The organism is Pseudomonas sp. GD04015, assembly GCF_029837675.1.
GTDB lineage: Bacteria > Pseudomonadota > Gammaproteobacteria > Pseudomonadales > Pseudomonadaceae > Aquipseudomonas > Aquipseudomonas paralcaligenes.
This window is the reverse complement of the sequence record NZ_JAOEEE010000010.1, coordinates 126,541-140,713: the sequence shown is the minus strand read 5'-3', so window position 1 is coordinate 140,713 and position 14,173 is coordinate 126,541. Positions and strand designations below refer to the sequence as shown.

Genomic DNA, 14,173 nt, shown 5'->3' with positions numbered 1-14,173 from the left:
TTCAACCGCGCGCGGGGTTACAGTGTCGGTATTGCAAAGCCCCCAGGAGTCCTTCCCATGCACCCCCGCGTTCTCGAAGTCACGGAGCGCCTGATCGAGCGGAGCCGCGCCACCCGCCAGCGCTACCTGGCGATGGTCGCCGCGGCCGCCGAGCAGGGGCCGCAGCGCGGCAAGCTGCAGTGTGCCAACTTCGCCCACGGCGTGGCCGGCTGCAGCGGCGCGGACAAGCAGACCCTGCGCCTGCCCGATGCGGCCAACGTGGCCATCGTCACCGCCTACAACGACATGCTCTCCGCGCACCAGCCCTACGAGCGCTTCCCGCCGCTGATCCGCCAGGCCCTGCACGAGGTCGGCTCGGTCGGCCAGGTGGCCGGTGGGGTGCCGGCCATGTGTGACGGCGTCACCCAGGGCGAGCCGGGCATGGAGATCGGCATCGCCAGCCGCGAGACCATCGCCATGGCCACCGCCGTGGCGCTGTCGCACAACATGTTCGACGCCGCCCTGTGCCTGGGCGTGTGCGACAAGATCGTCCCCGGCCTGCTGATCGGCGCGCTGCGCTTCGGCCACCTGCCGACCATCTTCGTGCCGGCCGGGCCGATGCCCTCGGGCCCGTCCAACAAGGAAAAGGCCGAGGTGCGCGAGCGCTACGCCGAGGGCAAGGCCAGCCGCGACGAGCTGCTCGCCTCGGAGATGGCCGCCTACCACAGCCCCGGCACCTGCACCTTCTACGGCACCGCCAACACCAACCAGATGCTGATGGAGGTGATGGGCCTGCACCTGCCCGGCGCCTCCTTCGTCAACCCCGACACCCCGCTGCGCGACGCCCTGACCCGCGAGGCGGCGCAGCAGGTGGTGCGCCTGAGCCGCCAGGGCGGGCAGTACCTGCCGCTGGCCGAGATCATCGACGAGCGTGCGCTGATCAACTCGGTGGTGGCGCTGCATGCCACCGGCGGCTCGACCAACCACACCCTGCACCTGCCGGCCATCGCCCAGGCCGCCGGCATCCAGCTGACCTGGCAGGACATGGCCGAGCTGTCCGAGGTGGTGCCGACCCTGGCCCACGTCTATCCGAACGGCAAGGCCGACATCAACCACTTCCACGCCGCCGGCGGCACTGCCGTGCTGATCCGCGAGCTGCTCGATGCCGGCCTGCTGCACGAGGACGTCGCCACCGTGGCCGGCCCGGGCCTGCGCCGCTACACCCGGGAGCCGTTCCTTGACGAGGGGCGCCTGGTCTGGCGCGAAGGCGCCGCGGCCAGCCTGGACGCGACCATCCTGCGCCCGGTGGCGCAGCCGTTCTCCGCCGAGGGCGGCCTCAGCCTGCTGCAGGGCAACCTCGGCCGCGGGGTGATGAAGCTCTCCGCCGTGGCGCCGGAGCGTCACGTGATCGAGGCGCCGGCGCGGGTGTTCCACGACCAGCAGTCGCTGGCCGAGGCCTTCCAGGCCGGTGAGCTGGATTGCGACTTCGTCGCCGTGGTGCGCTTCCAGGGCCCGCGCTGCAATGGCATGCCCGAGCTGCACAAGCTCACGCCGTTCCTCGGCGTGCTGCAGGACCGCGGGCACAAGGTGGCGCTGGTCACCGACGGGCGCATGTCCGGCGCCTCCGGCAAGGTGCCGGCGGCCATCCACATCTGCCCCGAGGCGTTCGACGGCGGTCCGCTGGCCAAGGTGCGCGACGGTGACCCGATCCGCATCGACGGCTGCAATGGCGAGCTGCGGGTGCTGGTCGATGCGGCCGAGTGGGAGGCCCGCGACCCGGCCGCGCCGCCGCCGGCGGAGATCGGTTGCGGCCGCGAGCTGTTCGCCTTCATGCGCGCCGCCTTCAGCCCGGCGGAGCAGGGGGCCAGCGCCTTCACCGCCAGCCTGAGCGCGCTGCGATGAGCGCCGTGGCCGATCTGCTGCTGCCCGAGGGCGTGCAGGGCCATACCCATGCCGACGCCCAGGCCCTGGCCGAGGCGCTGGCCGGGCAGGTAGCCGAAGCCCTGCGCACTGCCGTGGACGAGCGCGGGAGGGCGCTGCTGGTGGTCTCCGGTGGGCGTAGCCCCGTAGCCTTCTTCGAATGCCTGGCGCGCCAGGAACTGCCTTGGGCCAGGGTGCAGGTGAGCCTGGCCGACGAGCGCTGGGTGCCGCCGACCCATGCCGACAGCAACGAGGCGCTGGTGCGCCGCCACCTGCTGCAGGGGCCGGCGGCCCAGGCGACGATGCTCGGCCTGTACCACCCGGCGGAGAGCCTGGAGGAGGCCGCGCGCCTGGCCGAGCAGGCGCTGGCCGGCCTGCCGCCGATCGACGTGCTGGTGCTGGGCATGGGCGACGACGGCCACACCGCCTCGCTGTTCCCGGCCAGCGCCAACCTGCCGGCGGCCCTCGACCCGGCCTGCCCGCGCCGGGTGCTGGCGATGCAGGCGCCGAGCGAGCCCCGCCAGCGCCTGACCCTGACCCTGCCGCCCCTGGCCGACGCGCACCTGGCGCTGCTGGCCCTCCAGGGCGCCACCAAGCTGGCTACGCTGAACCAGGCGCTGCGCCCGGGGCCGGCGGCAGACATGCCGATCCGCGCGTTCCTGCACGGGCCATTGCAGGTCCACTGGAGCCCGTAGCCCGGATGCAATCCGGGGGCATGCGCGCCGCCTCGGAGCCGATGGTGCGCACGGCGCACCCTACGGATTGCATCCGGTGAAAAATTTTCCGGGGTCTGTCGAATTGCCGGAATGCCGTTCGACCAGGGAACAGAACCCCATGCCGGGGTGACCCCGGGGCGCCGGCCGGCGCTCCCGCCAAGACGAGGAGAAGGACGATGCGTTTCATGGTGATAGTCAAGGCCACCGCGGATTCGGAAGCCGGTGCGATGCCCAGCGAAGAACTGCTGGCGGCCATGGGCCGGTACAACGAGGAACTGGTGGCCGCCGGGATCATGAAGGCCGGCGAGGGCCTGCACCCGAGCAGCAAGGGCGTGCGCGTGCGTTTCTCCGGCGACCAACGCAGCGTGATCGACGGCCCCTTCGCCGAGACCAAGGAGCTGATCGCCGGCTTCTGGCTGTGGGAAGTGGCCTCCCTGGCCGAGTGCATCGAATGGGTCAAGCGCTGCCCCAACCCGATGCCCGGCGAGTCGGATATCGAGATTCGCCAGGTCTTCGAGGCCGAGGACTTCGGCGATGAATTCACCCCCGAGCTGCGCGAGCAGGAAGAACGCCTGCGTGCCCGCATGGCCGGCCAATGAGGAGCGACGAATCATGAAAATCCATGCCTACCTGATCTTCGACGGCCAGTGCGCCGAGGCCTTCCGCTTCTACCAGCAGGTGCTGGGCGGCGAACTGCTGGTGATGCCGTTCGGCGACAGCCCGGCCTGTGGCGAGGTGGCGCCGGAACACCGCGAGCGCACCATGCACGCCAGCCTGAACACCGGCGGCGAGCTGCTGATGGGCTCCGACACCATGCCGGGCGATGCCTACGACGGCATCAAGGGCTGCCACATCTCCCTGCAGGCCGAGGACCTGGCCCAGGCCGAGCGCCTGTACCGGGAGCTGGCGGCCCAGGGTTCGGTGCAGATGGAGCTGCAGAAGACCTTCTGGGCCGAGGGCTTCGCCATGCTCACCGACCGCTTCGGCGTGCCATGGATGATCAACTTCTCCGGCGACTGCCAGGAGTCCTGACGGCCGCTGCGCTATGCTGGGCGCCCCTTTGCCGCGGCGCCCGTTCCCCATGCTGGTGATCTCCAACAACGTCCACCTGCCCGATGACGAGATCGAGCTGACCGCCATCCGCGCCCAGGGCGCCGGCGGGCAGAACGTCAACAAGGTGTCCAGCGCCGTGCACCTGCGCTTCGACAGCCAGGCCTCGTCGCTGCCGCCGTTCTACAAGGAGCGCCTGCTGGCGCTGCGCGACAGCCGCGTCACCGAGGAAGGCGTGGTGATCATCAAGGCCCAGCAGTACCGCACCCAGGAACAGAACCGCGCCGACGCCCTGGAGCGCCTGGCGGAGCTGATCCGCAACGCCGGTAAGGTGGAGAAGGCGCGCCGGCCGACCAAGCCCACCCTGGGCTCGAAGAAGCGCCGCCTGGAGGGCAAGGCCAAGCGCGGCGCGATCAAGGCCGGGCGCGGCAGGGTGGATTTCTAGGGCTGTGTCCCCATTGAGCGTTGTCGGAATGCGCCGTTGCCCCCAGTGGGAGCGGACTTGTCCGCGAAGCTTTTCTGCCAGCCCCGTTCGCGGACAAGTCCGCTCCCACAAGGGGTTGAGTCCCCCGACAACAGTTGACTCGGACATAGCCATTTCTACAGCCGTTGCGTCGGGCTCCCGGGTCGGCCAGGTCGTTCGTCGGGCGCCGGGGTAGCCATTTGCCACTGTGCGATTTCACTGTGTATAACCAAGGCATCGGTTTCACCGCCAACACAGGGAATGTCGCCATGCACCAGCCGTCCGCCGCCACGCAGAACGCCCACCGGCTGCTCGCCGCCGCCCAGGAGAAGATCGACCTGCTCCAGCGCATCGAGCCCTATCTGATCGACCTGTCCCTGCGCGAGAACCCGGTGGGCGCGCGGATCGGCCAGACCCTCAAGGACAAGCTGGAGATCCTGCCGAAGCTGCGCGAATTCGGCTTCCGCAACATCCTGCTCGGCACCCTCGACTATTCCTACCCGGCCGAGCTGGAGGTCGACGACGACTTCATGATGTACCTGCGCGACCATCAGGTGGACACCACCGGCTGCTTCGCCTTCACCGCCCTGGGCCTGGTCGACGCCCAGGGCCAATTCACGCCCGACGCCTCGCAGCTCAAGCTGCGCGACTACCGGGTGCCCAACACCCTGCACGAGATCTACCTGAGCAAGGAGGGCATGGGCACGCAGTACGACCTGGCCACCGTGCTGCGCAGCCTGCCGGCCAGCATCCGCTGGCTGCGCGAGAACATCCGCGGCGACCACGGCGCGCCGCCGCGCATCCTGATCAACATCGTCGACGGCTGCGACGCCTTCGCCGAGGACCCGGGCGCGGTCTTCCAGGTGCTGGAGCTGCTGGCCGGGCAGCCGATCGAGGGCATCAGCATCGAGGACGACCGAGGCACCTACCTGCCGCTGCAGGTCGGCGCCTACGTCGCCGCGGCGCGCAGCCTGCTGCCGCCGCCGCTGAAAATCCTGGTGCACATGCACGCCGGCGGCGGCTTCGAGAACGCCTCGCTGATCGAGGCCCTGCTCAACGGCGCGGACGGCGCCTGGGGCGGCCTGCCCAAGCGTGCGGCGATCATCGGCCACGCCTCCCTGGGCGAGCTGATCGCCAACCTGGTGCGGGTCGGCAACCCGAACATGCGCCAGTACCGCCTGGACCGCCTGCTGCCGCTGGCCACCAATCTTCAGGAGCTGGACGACGAGGCGGCGGTGCCGGACGACCTGCCGATCCTCGGCCACAATGCCTACCGCCTGCCGCTGAGCTTCTTCCGCCAGTTGCCCGGGCGCTTCATGGACCTGCCGCCCGAGGCCATCGGTGGCACCTACCGCTACCGGGTCTGCCCGCTGGTCAGCGACACCGCGGTGATCGCCGGGCGCCTGGCGGAGGTGCTCTGCCTGCAGGCCGACGGCTTCCGCGAGGCGGTGCTGGAGCAGATGATCTTTCTCATGCGCCGCGACCTGCGCGCCGGCGAGCGGATCGCTTACGATGAGCCCGACAACCTGAAACAGCTGTACGCCCGCGCCCTGCGCGAGTGCGAGCCACCCGTGACGCAAGCCGAGGCCTGACCCGTGGAAACCGATAGCGCCGTATACAAGACCCTGCTGGAGTCGACCAAGGCGATCCCCTGGAAGATCGACTGGAAGACCATGACCTTCGCCTACATCGGCCCGCAGATCGAGCCGCTGCTGGGCTGGACGCAGGAGAGCTGGATCAGCGCCAACGACTGGGCCGAACGCATCCACGAGGAAGACCGCGAGCGGGTGGTGAACTTCTGCATCGCCCAGTCCCAGTGCGGCATCGACCACGAAGCCGACTACCGGGCGCTGACCAGGGACGGCGACTACGTGTGGATACGCGACGTGGTCCACGTGATGCGCAACGAGGCCGGCGAGACCGAGGCGCTGATCGGCTTCATGTTCGACATCAGCGAGCGCAAGAAGACCGAGGAACAGCTGCTGGCCCTGCAGCGGCAGCTGGAGGAGTACTCCTACAAGGACGGCCTGACCGGCATCAACAACCGGCGCATGTTCGACTCCATCCTCGACATCGAGTGGGGCAACGCCCAGCGCACCCGCCGGCCGCTGTCGCTGATCCTGCTGGATATCGACTGCTTCAAGCAGTTCAACGACCACTACGGCCACATCAAGGGCGACGACTGCCTGAAGCGCGTCGGCCAGACCCTGTTGGGCGCCGCGGCGCGCCCGCGCGATTGCGTGGCCCGTTACGGTGGCGAGGAGTTCGTGCTGATCCTGCCGGAAACCGACGCCGCCTCGGCGAAGCGGATCGCCGAGCGCTGCCGCAAGCTGGTGCGCAAGCAGCAGATCGCCCACGAGCAATCCAAGGTGGCGCAGCTGGTGACGGTCAGCCTGGGCGTCGGCACCATCATCCCGGAAGTGCGCGACACCCCGCTGGCCTTCCTCGAAGCGGTGGACCGCCTGCTCTACCAGGCCAAGCAGGAGGGCCGCGACCGCCTGCAGCACGGCCACTGCGGTGGCGGCGAGGCGGAGGCCTGCCAGGCCTGAACCGTCCCGTGACCGGGCCAGCCCGCGGGCGGACGGCAGCGCTTCAGGTCGACGCCCCGGTGCCGTTCGCCAGGGTGGCGGCGAGCTGCGACAGGTAGTCGCCGAACCCGCAGCGGGCCCGCGCGTCGCGGCGGGCGCTGGTGATGACGCTGTTCTGGCCGGTCCAGACGATGCGCGCGCCGGCGTCCTGCAGGGCGCCGACCAGGTGCACGTCCTCGTGGGCGCTCAGCGGCGAGAAGCCACCGACCCGCTGATAGGCCGCCGTACATACGCCCAGGTTGGCGCCGTGGATGTGCCGGTGGCCGTCCACGTGGCAGTACTGCTGGTGGTAGGCGGCCTGGACCTGGCCGTCGTAGCCCTCCCAGTCGTGCACCCGCACGGTGCCGCAGACCACCTCCGCCTCATGTCGCAGCTGTTGCACCAGCCAGTCCGGCGACACCCGGCTGTCGGCGTCGGTGCAGGCCAGCCAGCGCGCGCCCCGGGCGATGACGTGGGCGGCGCCGGCGCGGCGCGCCTGGCCGACGTTGCCCGCGTCGATGCTCAGGGTGGCCACGCCCAGCTCGCCGGCGATGGTGGCGGAGCCGTCGCTGCAGGCGTCCAGCACCACCAGGATCAGCACCGGCTCGCCGTCCAGACCGGGATGCCGGGCGGCCTGCCCGAGGGCGTGCAGGCACTGGCCGAGCAGGCGTTCCTCGTTGTGCGCGGGCACCACCACGCCGATCACAGCGCGTCCTCGTCGAGGTCGACGCTGCAGTGCGGGACGCACCAGAGTTCCAGCAGGAAGTCGCTTTCCTCGTGGCGCACGGCGCGCTGCAGCGGCAGGTTCGCGTGCAGCAGGCGGTGCACCTGGCGGCCGTCCAGCGGGCAGTCGAGGATCGGGTGCAGCCAGTGGCAGGCGAGCAGCGCGCCGTCTGCGCTCAGGCTGTCCAGGCAGCGCTGGATCAGCCGCTGCAGGTCGGCCTCGCCGAGGTAGTAGCCCAGTTCGCTGAGCACGATCAGATCGAACGGCCCCGCCGGCCATTCCTCGGGCAGCCGGGCGGTGCGCACCTCGGCGCCGGGGAAGGCGGCCAGGCGTTCCCGCGCGAGGGCCGTGGCGCGGGCGCTGATGTCGCAGCTCAGCAGGCGGTCGCAGCGCTCGGCGAGGGCCGCGCTGAGTTCGCCGTTGGAGCAGCCGGGCTCGAAGATGTGCGCGTAGCGCTGGCGCGGCAGCGTCGCCAGTGCCAGTTCGCGCTTGCGCCGCTCGTACCAGCGGCGGCGGAAGCCCCAGGGGTCTTCGCTGTGCTGGTACAGGGCGTCGAAGTAGCCGGCCGGCATGCTCATAGGAAGAAGATCTCGCGGGACTCGGCGAAGCGCTCCAGGGTGCCCTCGGTGAGCACCGGGTCGGCGCCGGTCGAGGCGTCGGGTAGCAGCTGCGAGCGGTGGGCCTGGATGGCCGAGCGCTTGCGCGCCAGGGCGTCGTCGTCGAGCAGCAGCTTGCGCGCCCGCTCCCAGGGCAGGCGCGGGTCGTCCGGCTCGGCCCAGTGCCAGGCCCAGATCGGAACCTCGTAGAGCTGGCAGCCCCAGGCCTCGGCGGCGATGGCGGTGGCGCGGCCCACCGCCTCGTGGTCGCAATGGCCGTCGGCGTGCCAGGTGGTGATCACGTGGGTGTAGCCTTCGAGCAGCTGCCACAGGCGATCGACCAGGCGTGCCTCGTCCCGTCCCACCTGGCTGTCGGCGAAGCGCAGGCGCAACCATTGCAGCTGCCTGGGCGAGAAGCCCAGGCGGCGCAGCGCCAGCTGGCTCTCCCATACCCGTTCGCGGCGCAGGCGGTTGGCCGACCAGGCGCTGGAGCCCGGGTGGCTGGCCTCGCCGTCGGTGACGGCGATGACACTGATGCCGGCGCCGCGCCGTGCCAGGGTGGCGAGCAGGCCGCCGCAGCCGAGGATTTCGTCGTCCGGGTGGGGCGCGACGATGGCGACCCGGGCGCCCGGCGGCAGCAGTTCGTCGATGCCGATGGGGGCGACGGCGGCCAGCCGGTTCGAGCCGCGCCAGGCGCTGGCTGGCGTGCCGGCGCCGCGGATCGGGTTGAGGGCTTCGCTCATAGGTTCCATGCCTCCGTGGGGCGCTCCAGCGCCAGTTCGCCCAGGCGCTGCAGGTCTCGCTCGGCGTGGCTCTGGCGCAGGAACACCGGCAGGTCGGCCATCAGCCGGGCGAAGTGCGGGTCGCGGCAGTAAGGGGTGGCGCCGAGGGCGCGGCCGGCGTGGCGGATGACCGCGTCCAGCGCGTCCTCGACCGCGGCGCGCACCCGGCGGGCCTGGTATTCGGCATCCTGGCGCGGGTGCCGGTCGATCCAGCGGGCGCAGTCGCGCAGCGCGTCGCGGGCCGAGGCCAGGGCCTTGTCCAGGGCGCCCAGGTGGGCCAGGCCGTGGGCGTCGCGGCGCACGTGGCGGTGGGCGTGGCGGCCGAGCGCCGCGCCGGCGCCGTACCAGCAGGCGGCGACCCCCGCCGCGCCGTGCCAGAAGCCGGGCCGCTCGACGTACACCGAGGTGTCGCCGATGCATTGCCCCAGGGCTTCCTCCAGCACGATCTCGACGCTGTCGGCGGCGGCCATGCCGACCGCCTGCCAGCCCTGGTCCGTCACCCGTACGCCGGGCTGCTGCAGGGCCAGGGTGACCAGTTGCGGATGGCCCTGTTCGTCCCACACGGTCATCACCGCGTGGTCGACGTGGGCGGCGCCCGAGCACCACGCCTTGCGCCCGCACAGGACCACCTGGTCGTGGGTGCGCCCGACGATCTCGACCCGCGCCTGGGGCGGCTCGGCGGCCCATACGGCCCACAGGCCCGCCACCCGGTTGGTGTCGGCGCCCAGCTCGTGGAGGATCGCGTGGGCGTCGGTGTGGCCCTCGAACAGCTTGACCAGCGCCAGGTCCGCCGCCGCCACCTGGGCGAGCGCCTGCCAGCGCTGCAGGGTGGCGCCCTGGCCGGGGTAGGGCAGTTCGGTCAGCCCCGCCGACAGCAGCACCTGCATCTGCAGGGCGACGCCCAGCGCCGGCCGCTCCACCGGGCGCTGGCTGAAGTCGCGGAGCATGGTTTCGAGTCCGATCAGGTGTGCGGAGGCCATCGGGGGTGCTTGCCTGCCTTGGGTGCCGTGTCCTTATCCGATGACCGCGCCGCCCGCCACGCGGTTCAGGGAGAACGCGAGTGATCATTGCGTTCGAACTTTTACCGGCCGCCGGAGCCTCTAGGGCTCGGATGAATAGAAGGGGGGCACATGAGCAGAGCGGCGAAACCCAGGGCGAGCGTGATCTGCCAGCAGGACGGCAAGGTGCTGCTGGTGCGCAAGGCGGAGGCGAAATGGACCCTGCCCGGCGGCAAGATCGAGGCCGACGAGGGGCCGGCCGAGGCCGCGCTGCGCGAGCTGAACGAGGAAACCGGGCTGGCCTCGGAAACCCTTGAGTATCTTGCCACCCACGAATTCGCCACCCGTGCCCACCATGTGTTCCGCCTGGCCGTGCCCGAGGCGCTGGCCGCCACCCCGCGCAACGAGATCGCCGACTGCCGCTGGTTCTCCGCCGAGGACGTGGCGCGCAAGCCGGTCAAGCGGCCCTGCCTGGAGCTGCTGCGGCTGTACTGCCAGGCGCCTGCCGCGTCGGGGCCGCAGGGGTAGGAAAGATTCCGTCATTCCCGCGCAGGCGGGAATCCATGTACAGGGCAGGGCGCTGCGTTCCTGGGTCCCCGCCTTCGCGGAGACGACGGGGCGTAGGGCGCGCGCGTAGCTGCGGCTCTCCTCGATTGGTGCAGGCAAGGCCCTGTATGGACCAAGTAGGAAACTTCCTCGTCATTCCCGCGAAGGCGGGAATCCATATGCGGGGCAGGGCGCCGCGTTCCTGGGTCCCCGCCTTCGCGGGGACGACGGGGCGTTGGGGGCGCGTGTAGCTGCGGCTCTCCTCGATTGGTGCAGGCCAGGCCCTGTACGGACCAAATAGGAAACTTCCCCGTCATTCCCGCGCAGGCGGGAATCCATGCGCGGGGCAGGGCGCCACGTTCCTGGGTCCCCGCCTTCGCGGGGACGACGGGGCGTTGGGCGCGCGCGTAGCTGCGGCTCTCCTCGATTGGCGCAGGCAAGGCCCTGTACGGACCAAGTAGGAAACTTCCTCGTCATTCCCGCGAAGGCAGGAATCCATGTGTGGGGCAGGGCGCTGTGTTTCTGGGTCCCTGTCTGCGCGGGGACGACGGGGCGTTGGGTGCGCGCGTAGCTGCGGTTCCCCCCTCGATTGGCGCAGGCAAGGTCCTGTACGGACCAAGCAGGAAACTTCCTCGTCATTCCCGCGAAGGCGGGAATCCATGTGTGGGGCAGGGCGCCGCGTTTCTGGGTCCCCGCCTGCGCGGGGACGACGGGGTGTGGGGGGCGGATTGCCTAAGGGCTGCGCGGGTTGCGCCCGCCCTACGGTAGCCCGGATGCAATTCGGGGTGGCGCGTGGGGCGAATGCGGGGGCTATCCGTCCTGCTGGATGATCAGGTCGGGCCAGGTGGCCAGCCAGTTCTTGCTGCGTAGGCGTTCGCGGTAGAGGTGCAGTTTTTCCGTCTGGAAGCGCGGCGTGGGGCGTACCCGCAGGGCGAACAGGTCCTCCAGGCCCAGCGGGGCGGCGATCTCGATGCCGTCCGCGCCGAGCCTGGCGGCCACCGCGGTGGCGGTTTCCGGCCAGTGGCGCATGGCGTCGGTCGCCGAGCAGTAGGGCGGATCGTCGTTGCGGTGGTGCATGCGCGCCTGGTTCTTCACCGACCAGGCGAGCGAGCCGTCCAGGCGTTTCAGCGAGGCTTCGAGGGCGGCATCCTGCTCGGCGCTGGCGCCGCCGGCGTCGAACCAGATCACGTCGATGTCCGCCGGTAGCGGCGAGTGGTCGCGCCGGTGCAGGTGATCCCACACCGCGCTGCGCACGAAGCCCGCCGCCACCCAGCTATCCGGCAGGTCCAGTTCGCGCACCAGGCGCAGTACCCGCATGCGCTCGGCGTCGGCGGCGATCAGGTGTTCCAGTTGCGAAAAAAGCGGGTTCATCTCGGTCCCGTGTCGGGTCGTCACGCGCGGACTGTAGCCGATCTCGCCATTTCCGCGGCGACCCGGACGTGGGGGCAAGGCCCCGCTTGCCCGGCCCGGTGAGGCCGGAGACTGCGCCGCCCGGCCCGGGCCGAAAAAACGGTAGAACCTCCGCCCGGGGCATTCCTCATAACTAGGTCCACCCTCGTTCCCGACCGTGAACGAAGCCAGCCATGAGGAGAACAGCACCATGTCAGCCAAGAAGAAAGGCGCCAGCCAGGCAGCGGGCACCCAGACCACCGACCGCGGCAACAGCAACGCCAAACTGGACCAGCTCGAGACCTGGCGCGAGGACGCCAGCGGCCAGGCCCTGACCTCCAACACCGGGGTCAAGGTGGCCGACAACCAGAACACGCTGAAGGCCGGCGAGCGGGGGCCCTCGCTGCTGGAAGACTTCCTGATGCGCGAGAAGATCACCCACTTCGACCACGAGCGCATCCCCGAGCGCGTGGTGCACGCCCGTGGCGCGGCGGCCCACGGCTACTTCCAGGTGTACGAGCCGCTGGGCGAGCTGACCAAGGCCGATTTCCTCAACCACCCGCAGAAGAAGACCCCGGTGTTCGTCCGCTTCTCCACCGTGCAGGGCCCGCGCGGCTCGGCGGACACAGTGCGCGACGTGCGCGGCTTCGCCACCAAGTTCTACACCGACGAGGGCAACTTCGACCTGGTCGGCAACAACATGCCGGTGTTCTTCATCCAGGACGCGATCAAGTTCCCCGACTTCGTCCATGCGGTGAAGCCCGAGCCGCACAACGAGATCCCCACCGGCGCCTCGGCCCACGACACCTTCTGGGACTTCGTCTCGCTGCAGCCGGAGTCGGCGCACATGGTCCAGTGGGCCATGTCCGACCGCGGCATCCCGGTGTCCTACCGGGCCATGGAAGGCTTCGGCGTGCACACCTTCCGCCTGGTCAACGCCGAGGGTCGCAGCGTGTTCGTCAAGTTCCACTGGAAGCCCGTGTCCGGCGTCTACTCGCTGGTCTGGGACGAGGCGCAGAAGCTCGCCGGCAAGGACCCGGACTTCAACCGCCGGCAGCTGTGGGACGACATCGAGAACGGCGACTACCCCGAGTGGGAGCTGGGCCTGCAGGTGATCCCCGAGGAGGACGAGCATAAGTTCGACTTCGATCTGCTCGACCCGACCAAGCTGGTGCCCGAGGAGCTGGTGCCGGTGCGTCGGGTGGGCAAGATGGTGCTCAACCGCAACCCGGACAACTTCTTCGCCGAGACCGAGCAGGCCGCCTTCCACATCGGCCACCTGGTGCCCGGCATCGACTTCACCAACGACCCGCTGCTGCAGGGCCGGCTGTTCTCCTACACCGACACCCAGCTGCTGCGCCTGGGCGGGCCGAACTTCAACGAGCTGCCGATCAACCGGCCGCTGTGCCCGTTCCACAACAACCAGCGCGATGCGCCGCACCGGCAGACCATCAACAAGGGCCGCGCGGCCTACGAGCCCAACTCCATCGACGGCGGCTGGCCCAAGGAAACGCCGGAGGCGCCCAGCGGCGGCGGCTTCGCCTCCTACCCGGAACCCATGAGCGGGGTGAAGCTGCGCAAGCGCGCCGACTCCTTCGCCGACCACTTCTCCCAGGCGCGGCTGTTCTGGAACAGCATGGCCCCGCATGAGAAGGAACACATGATCGCCTCCTACAGCTTCGAGCTGGGCAAGGTGGAACGCCGCGAAATCCGCGAGCGCGAGGTCAACCAGATCCTCGCCAACATCGACCTGGACCTGGCCTCCCGGGTGGCCGAGAACCTCGGCCTGCCGGCGCCGACCGGCACGGCCGCCAAGCCGGCGAAAGGCGCGGCGAAGGCGTCGCCGGCGCTGAGCCAGGCCAACCTGCTGTCGGGCAACATCCGCTCGCGCAAGGTGGCGATCCTGCTGGCCGACGGCGCCGACGCCGACGACATCCGCCACATCATCGGCGTGCTCGACGGCGAGGGTGCCAGCGCCAAGCTGCTCGGCCCGACCTCGGCGGCGGTGAAGACCAGCGACGGCAAGACCCTGCAGCCGGATGCGACCTTCGACGGCCTGCCATCGATCGCCCTGGACGCGGTGTTCGTGCCCGGCGGCGTGGCCAAGGCGCTGGAGGGCAACGGCGTGGCGCTGCACTACCTGCTGGAGGCCTACAAGCACCTCAAGGCCATCGCCCTGTGCGGCGATGCCGGCGGGCTGCCGAAGCGCCTGCATCTTGAGGAGGACGAGGGCCTGCTGGTGGCGGCGAAGGCGTCGGACCTGTGCGCGAAGTTCGTCGCGGCGATGGCCAAGCACCGGGTCTGGGCGCGTGAGGCGAAGGCCAAGGCCGTGCCGGCGTGATGGATGAAGCCCGCTCCCGAGCGGAGCGGGCGGTTGGCCCTTGCATGTATGGCTGTCTGGCCAGGGCTGGTTCTGGTTCCGGACCTCTGGCCTTCTTGTCTG

Annotated in this window: 14 protein-coding genes; 9 read left to right on the top strand and 5 right to left on the bottom strand. The window is 70.3% G+C overall.

Annotated elements, in window-relative coordinates; translation table 11 throughout:
• Window positions 1-57: 57 nt before the first annotated feature.
• From edd to N7640_RS11610, 7 genes are all read left to right on the top strand, one after another.
• Entirely contained in the window at window positions 58-1,881 is a 1,824-nt protein-coding gene (gene edd / locus N7640_RS11640) for a phosphogluconate dehydratase (protein ID WP_279905268.1), read from the top strand.
• Window positions 1,878-2,594 carry a 6-phosphogluconolactonase gene (gene pgl, locus N7640_RS11635; RefSeq protein WP_279905269.1) on the top strand — a complete coding sequence of 239 codons (717 nt, stop codon included), beginning with the start codon at window positions 1,878-1,880 and terminating at the stop codon, window positions 2,592-2,594. The genes edd and pgl overlap by 4 nt, the downstream gene beginning before the upstream one ends.
• Before the next feature lie 197 nt (window positions 2,595-2,791).
• A complete protein-coding gene (locus N7640_RS11630) occupies window positions 2,792-3,214 on the top strand; it encodes a YciI family protein (RefSeq protein WP_220814300.1) in 423 nt (140 codons plus the stop codon).
• Between the two features lie 13 nt (window positions 3,215-3,227).
• Window positions 3,228-3,647: a VOC family protein gene (locus N7640_RS11625; RefSeq protein WP_279905270.1), complete on the top strand. Its 420-nt coding sequence runs from the start codon at window positions 3,228-3,230 to the stop codon at window positions 3,645-3,647.
• Between the two features lie 49 nt (window positions 3,648-3,696).
• Window positions 3,697-4,110 carry an alternative ribosome rescue aminoacyl-tRNA hydrolase ArfB gene (gene arfB, locus N7640_RS11620; RefSeq protein WP_220814318.1) on the top strand — a complete coding sequence of 138 codons (414 nt, stop codon included), beginning with the start codon at window positions 3,697-3,699 and terminating at the stop codon, window positions 4,108-4,110.
• Between the two features lie 287 nt (window positions 4,111-4,397).
• A complete protein-coding gene (locus N7640_RS11615; protein WP_279905271.1) occupies window positions 4,398-5,720 on the top strand; it encodes a hypothetical protein in 1,323 nt (440 codons plus the stop codon).
• Window positions 5,721-5,723: 3 nt separating this feature from the next.
• Window positions 5,724-6,677: a sensor domain-containing diguanylate cyclase gene (locus tag N7640_RS11610; protein ID WP_279905272.1), complete on the top strand. Its 954-nt coding sequence runs from the start codon at window positions 5,724-5,726 to the stop codon at window positions 6,675-6,677.
• Window positions 6,678-6,720: 43 nt separating this feature from the next.
• On the opposite strand, the gene N7640_RS11605 is transcribed toward N7640_RS11610, so the two are convergent.
• From N7640_RS11605 to N7640_RS11590, 4 genes are read right to left on the bottom strand one after another with little or no spacing between them, the layout of a single operon-like run.
• The gene (locus tag N7640_RS11605; RefSeq protein ID WP_279905273.1) at window positions 6,721-7,401 is read right to left on the bottom strand and encodes a glycosyltransferase family A protein; all 681 of its coding nucleotides are present in this window, start codon (window positions 7,399-7,401) and stop codon (window positions 6,721-6,723) included.
• Complete coding sequence (locus N7640_RS11600; RefSeq protein WP_279905275.1) at window positions 7,398-7,997, bottom strand: methyltransferase domain-containing protein; 600 nt, start codon at window positions 7,995-7,997, stop codon at window positions 7,398-7,400. Before N7640_RS11600 ends, N7640_RS11605 begins: the two co-directional genes overlap by 4 nt.
• Window positions 7,994-8,758 (bottom strand): PIG-L family deacetylase, encoded by a 765-nt coding sequence (locus N7640_RS11595; protein WP_279905276.1) that lies wholly within the window; start codon window positions 8,756-8,758, stop codon window positions 7,994-7,996. Before N7640_RS11595 ends, N7640_RS11600 begins: the two co-directional genes overlap by 4 nt.
• Window positions 8,755-9,744 carry an acyl-CoA dehydrogenase gene (locus tag N7640_RS11590; protein WP_279905277.1) on the bottom strand — a complete coding sequence of 330 codons (990 nt, stop codon included), beginning with the start codon at window positions 9,742-9,744 and terminating at the stop codon, window positions 8,755-8,757. Before N7640_RS11590 ends, N7640_RS11595 begins: the two co-directional genes overlap by 4 nt.
• A 183-nt stretch (window positions 9,745-9,927) precedes the next feature.
• Between N7640_RS11590 and N7640_RS11585 the strand changes: the two genes are divergently transcribed.
• Window positions 9,928-10,323 (top strand): NUDIX domain-containing protein, encoded by a 396-nt coding sequence (locus tag N7640_RS11585; protein ID WP_220814307.1) that lies wholly within the window; start codon window positions 9,928-9,930, stop codon window positions 10,321-10,323.
• 828 nt (window positions 10,324-11,151) lie between these two features.
• On the opposite strand, the gene N7640_RS11580 is transcribed toward N7640_RS11585, so the two are convergent.
• Window positions 11,152-11,712: a nucleotidyltransferase family protein gene (locus N7640_RS11580; RefSeq protein WP_220814308.1), complete on the bottom strand. Its 561-nt coding sequence runs from the start codon at window positions 11,710-11,712 to the stop codon at window positions 11,152-11,154.
• Between the two features lie 196 nt (window positions 11,713-11,908).
• On the opposite strand from N7640_RS11580, the gene katE reads away from it, so the two are divergent.
• The gene (gene katE, locus N7640_RS11575; RefSeq protein WP_262880256.1) at window positions 11,909-14,071 is read left to right on the top strand and encodes a catalase HPII; all 2,163 of its coding nucleotides are present in this window, start codon (window positions 11,909-11,911) and stop codon (window positions 14,069-14,071) included.
• Window positions 14,072-14,173: the final 102 nt, after the last annotated feature.

Coding starts and splice junctions, on each gene's coding strand:
- edd (WP_279905268.1), top strand. CDS start 58: ATGCACCCCCGCGTTCTCGAAGTCACGGAGCGCCTGATCGAGCGGAGC.
- pgl (WP_279905269.1), top strand. CDS start 1,878: ATGAGCGCCGTGGCCGATCTGCTGCTGCCCGAGGGCGTGCAGGGCCAT.
- N7640_RS11630 (WP_220814300.1), top strand. CDS start 2,792: ATGCGTTTCATGGTGATAGTCAAGGCCACCGCGGATTCGGAAGCCGGT.
- N7640_RS11625 (WP_279905270.1), top strand. CDS start 3,228: ATGAAAATCCATGCCTACCTGATCTTCGACGGCCAGTGCGCCGAGGCC.
- arfB (WP_220814318.1), top strand. CDS start 3,697: ATGCTGGTGATCTCCAACAACGTCCACCTGCCCGATGACGAGATCGAG.
- N7640_RS11615 (WP_279905271.1), top strand. CDS start 4,398: ATGCACCAGCCGTCCGCCGCCACGCAGAACGCCCACCGGCTGCTCGCC.
- N7640_RS11600 (WP_279905275.1), bottom strand. CDS start 7,997: ATGAGCATGCCGGCCGGCTACTTCGACGCCCTGTACCAGCACAGCGAA.
- N7640_RS11595 (WP_279905276.1), bottom strand. CDS start 8,758: ATGAGCGAAGCCCTCAACCCGATCCGCGGCGCCGGCACGCCAGCCAGC.
- N7640_RS11590 (WP_279905277.1), bottom strand. CDS start 9,744: ATGCTCCGCGACTTCAGCCAGCGCCCGGTGGAGCGGCCGGCGCTGGGC.
- N7640_RS11585 (WP_220814307.1), top strand. CDS start 9,928: ATGAGCAGAGCGGCGAAACCCAGGGCGAGCGTGATCTGCCAGCAGGAC.
- N7640_RS11580 (WP_220814308.1), bottom strand. CDS start 11,712: ATGAACCCGCTTTTTTCGCAACTGGAACACCTGATCGCCGCCGACGCC.